The 4,076-nt window shown below is 45.4% G+C and carries 4 protein-coding genes; all 4 read left to right on the top strand.

Annotation, left to right across the window (positions count from 1 at the left end; all coding sequences use genetic code 11):
* The first annotated feature begins 176 nt into the window (after window positions 1–176).
* A complete protein-coding gene (locus tag AACY42_RS28035) occupies window positions 177–596 on the top strand; it encodes a DUF2971 domain-containing protein (RefSeq protein ID WP_339483748.1) in 420 nt (139 codons plus the stop codon).
* 110 nt (window positions 597–706) lie between these two features.
* Complete coding sequence (locus AACY42_RS28030) at window positions 707–1,327, top strand: tyrosine-type recombinase/integrase (RefSeq protein ID WP_339483746.1); 621 nt, start codon at window positions 707–709, stop codon at window positions 1,325–1,327.
* Between the two features lie 181 nt (window positions 1,328–1,508).
* Entirely contained in the window at window positions 1,509–1,856 is a 348-nt protein-coding gene (locus tag AACY42_RS28025) for a hypothetical protein (protein ID WP_339483745.1), read from the top strand.
* 3 nt (window positions 1,857–1,859) lie between these two features.
* Window positions 1,860–3,902: a DUF3883 domain-containing protein gene (locus AACY42_RS28020; RefSeq protein WP_339483743.1), complete on the top strand. Its 2,043-nt coding sequence runs from the start codon at window positions 1,860–1,862 to the stop codon at window positions 3,900–3,902.
* Window positions 3,903–4,076: the final 174 nt, after the last annotated feature.

Below are 4,076 nucleotides of genomic sequence, written 5' to 3'. Positions count from 1 at the left end.
GGAAAATCACTGTCCAAATGCTCGTGGAATCAGTGTCCAAGTGACCGTGGAATGAGTGTCCAAGTCAGCGTGGAATCACTGTCCAAGTGTTCGTGGAATGGGTGTCCAAGTGCGCGTGGAATCCGCAACGATCAATGAGAATTTGCTGCTTTAGTGAGTCAATTGAGTCAATGCTGATGTGGACTCATTATGCAAATGAGCACAAAGGATTCGCGATAGAATATGGGCCAAATCAAAAAAACTCAATCGCATTGCAACTTTGGCCAGTATTCTATCGTGAAAAATTATTCGATATAAGCAAATATTTAACGCGCAATGGTTCTAGTCTTATTCCACTTTTGCCTGTACTTCACAAAGCTATCGATTGGAAATACGAGAAAGAATGGCGCTTGGTAATACCTGGTAATGAAGGTGAAAGCATCTCAATGCCACGCCCCAAAGCGATTTACATGGGCTCGAATGTGTGCCCAAGGGTTGAGGAAGATTTGACGACGATAGCCGTTGAAAGACGAATAAAGCTTTACAGGATGAGTCACAATCGCCACGAATTTAAAATGGATATGACGCTAGTGGCGAATCCAAAAAGCATGCAATAGTTTTAATGCATTTTGAGTTGAATGAAAATTCGATGTCTGCATTTGACCGGACAGCGACAGCGCGTCGTGATTGATCCACCCTTGTCCTCCCTCAACCTGGAGGATAAGCCATGAACACTGCTGCCATCTTCAGCCATCAGCCTTGGAACAAGGGAAAGTTTATCGGGCAGAAGGCTCCACTCAGACTCAGGGATATTTGGGCCATCCGAGTCAGACTTCAGCTCACTGATCGAGTACGAGACCTGGCCCTCTTTGACCTGGCAATCGACAGCAAGCTGCGTGCCTGTGACCTAACCAAACTACGGCTTCGGGATGTAGCTCATGGAGATCATGTATCGCCAAGAGCCATCGTGATGCAACAGAAAACCCAGCGCCCCGTGCAATTTGAGATCACCGAGCAAACCCGTACCGCTCTGGATGCATGGATCCATTTGGCCAAGCTAAGAAACGACGACTTCTTGTTTCCAAGTCGCCTGCACTGCTCAGAACATCTCTCCACACGGCAATATGCACGTATCGTCAAAGCCTGGGTGACATCCATAGGATTGGATCCGGCGCTGTACGGCACTCATACCCTGCGGCGCACCAAGGCGTCGCTGATCTACCGACGGACAAAGAACCTGAGAGCGGTTCAGCTCCTGCTTGGCCACACAAAGCTGGAAAGCACCGTTCGATATCTTGGGATTGAAGTCGACGACGCTCTCGAAATGGCGGAGCAGACAGAGGTGTAGCCCTCCAGCCAGCGACGGCTACGCCTGTGGCCGTCGCAATGGGGCCAGGAGCTGCCGGTGGACAGCTCCTTGGTAAATGCGTAGGTTCTGAGTCGGTCATTGCCGGCCTTGGAGTGCATACACGCAAGCTCCATCACTCACAAAAGAAACTAACACCCATATGCACAGGTAAGGAGTTTTCATGGCAAAACTAGATTTGACTTCAAAAATCGAGCGACTGGAAGCATTTGAAGAGCGCTTGATGGTTAGCTTTAAGAGCCTTTCGGCATTCATGGATGCTAACGAAGATGAGGATGATGACTACATAATGGTCGATGTCCGTGGGGAAATTCACGCGACAACCGGTACAAAAATTAAAAATGATATAACTGTGGTCATTGCTACCTATGATAATTCTGACCGTGTAATTGGCACTTCTGAGTCCACCTATTATTCAGAGGATTTTTTTGGTTTCGACACCTTCTCGGAAAGCGTGCACATCTCAGTAAGAAATATCGCCAAAATCCGAATTTATCCGAAAAAGGCTTAAGACATGCTTGAGGAAATTCGACGTTCTTTGCTAAGTGAAGCCAGGCTATCACCTCAGTTGCTATCTGATCTTGCAGGGCTAGAAAATTACGTAGCCGAGAGCTATGACTCAAGATCATTTATTGAACTACTTCAAAACGCCGATGATGCAGCCTCGTCGAATTTTCTCGTAAAAAAATTCCAACAGTATTTGATCATTGCTAATAACGGGCACGTATTTTCAAAGTCAGACCTAGAGGCGATCTGCCGCAGCGCGGCATCAACTAAACAACGCGGCAATAGTATTGGTTACAGGGGAATTGGATTTAAGTCTGTTGTGGGGCTGGCGCAGGAAGTACATATTATCAGTGGAAAATTAGAAGTCACTTTTTCTAAGAAACTAACACTAACTGACGTCCCCCAGGCAGCTAAGGTTCCCTTGCTACGCATTCCGCATCCTATTGACGCAGCAGTACGCAGTGAAACTCTGGATGAGATTCAGCGCTTGATGCTTCAAGGCTATAGTACCTTCTTTATTTTCAATGGATTGGTCGCAGAGTCAATTAATAATGAATTTATAAGCTTTGATCAATCCTCTTTACTATTCCTTAAAAATATACGCAAGCTCACCCTCGAAGGCAGAAGAACTGATGAGTTCGAGATATCTAGAGAAGTATGGGATGATACTTTTTTACTATCGACCTTGAGTAGTTCCTCCAGCATATCAAATTGGATTGTTGCGACTGAAAATTGCGTATCAGTTGCTTTTTATCAAGACCCACAAACAGAAAAAATAGAAGTTCTTTCTGAGAGTGATGCTGCCGTGCACGCCTTTCTACCAACCCATGAAGCTACCGGGCTTGGGATTAAGATCAACGGAGATATCAGTACCGATCCATCTCGCACTAGGGTGGTTTTCGATCAGCGGACAAAAGATGGCATAGCCCAAACTGCCAAATTAGTTGCGCGCATTATCATCTGTATATTGCATGATACGCCCTTGCCAGACTCCAAAGGTATGCTTGCAGCTCTTCTACCACTTGACGACCCGCGACTATACAAACTCCAAAGAAGATCATTCAAATCTGAATTTATCTTTGCAATCCAAGCAGAATGTGAAAAATTCATCCCTGGCTTTTCCTTAAAGCCTTCTTGGTTAAACCCCACTGACTTTCAAAAGATTAGCGAAACAAGCGGACTTATAGCAGCGCCAAAAATCATCAGTGACGTTGATGGCGCCGCCAACTTTATGCGCTACTTGGGAGCCAAGGAAGCAGGACTCAAAGATTTATCAAGTTCGCTACAAAACACCGCAATCACTAGAAATGGCTGCTCGGAAATAGTTGCCGAATTGATTAGGCTTTGCGATACAAAGCAGATTGAGCCAATAGTGATTGGTACGCAATGGCCTATTTTTATCGCAAACGGAAGAAGTATTTCAATTGACCAAGCCAAGCTAAAAGGCCTGGTGATAGATACCGACTTCATAGACTTAGTTGGAGAGCGCGGCACTGGTGCAAGCGGCCTGTCAAGGCTCATCAAAGCTGTAGCAGGTAGTGAAACTTCTTTAAAAATACTCCCCACTATTCCCGTCCAAAACAAACCGCTGGAACAATCAGAAAAACCTGGAATTTTACAATCTATTGCAGCGTTCCCCTCTGCGAATGGAAAAAAACCCAACGCTCTCAACTTAAAGAAGTGGCGCGGAGCAGAGGAGCAATTAAGAAATATTTTTGAGGCAGAAGGTTGGACTGCAATAGATGTGAGTCGTCAAAATATTGGTTACGATATCGAGTGCGAAAACAACGAGGGTGAGAAGCTTTTTATCGAAGTAAAACTGATAGAAACACCAACTCAACCATTTATCATGACCAGCAATGAAGAAGCTGTTGCCCGGCAAAAGGGAGACTCTTACCTGGTTGCAATCGTCAAACAATCAGGCGACAGCATCGAAGTGTCATTCATTCCAAATCCGACAAAGAATCTTGAACTGGTTCGACAGTGCCGACAATGGGTTTGGGAATGCAGCGGTTACCCTTACAATCCAGAAATTTATGATCTTCAATAAAAAACTCAGAGGATGATTGCAAAAATACTAGCTAAAGGGGTCGGAGTGGAATGGCACTTACTTAACGGCTAACTAACTGATACGGCTGCAAAAAATGAAAAAAGGCTGGCCTTGGTCTACGGTGATAGTTGCGAACACACACCGATCAAGCAAGGACACAGCCCGAGTGAATCG

Source organism: Pseudomonas sp. RL_5y_Pfl2_73 (assembly GCF_963970515.1).
In the GTDB taxonomy this organism is placed as follows: Bacteria; Pseudomonadota; Gammaproteobacteria; order Pseudomonadales; family Pseudomonadaceae; genus Aquipseudomonas.
Note: the sequence above shows the minus strand (reverse complement) of the source record. Positions and strands in the feature narration are given on the sequence as shown.

Coding starts and splice junctions, on each gene's coding strand:
- AACY42_RS28035 (WP_339483748.1), top strand. CDS start 177: ATGTGGACTCATTATGCAAATGAGCACAAAGGATTCGCGATAGAATAT.
- AACY42_RS28020 (WP_339483743.1), top strand. CDS start 1,860: ATGCTTGAGGAAATTCGACGTTCTTTGCTAAGTGAAGCCAGGCTATCA.
- AACY42_RS28025 (WP_339483745.1), top strand. CDS start 1,509: ATGGCAAAACTAGATTTGACTTCAAAAATCGAGCGACTGGAAGCATTT.
- AACY42_RS28030 (WP_339483746.1), top strand. CDS start 707: ATGAACACTGCTGCCATCTTCAGCCATCAGCCTTGGAACAAGGGAAAG.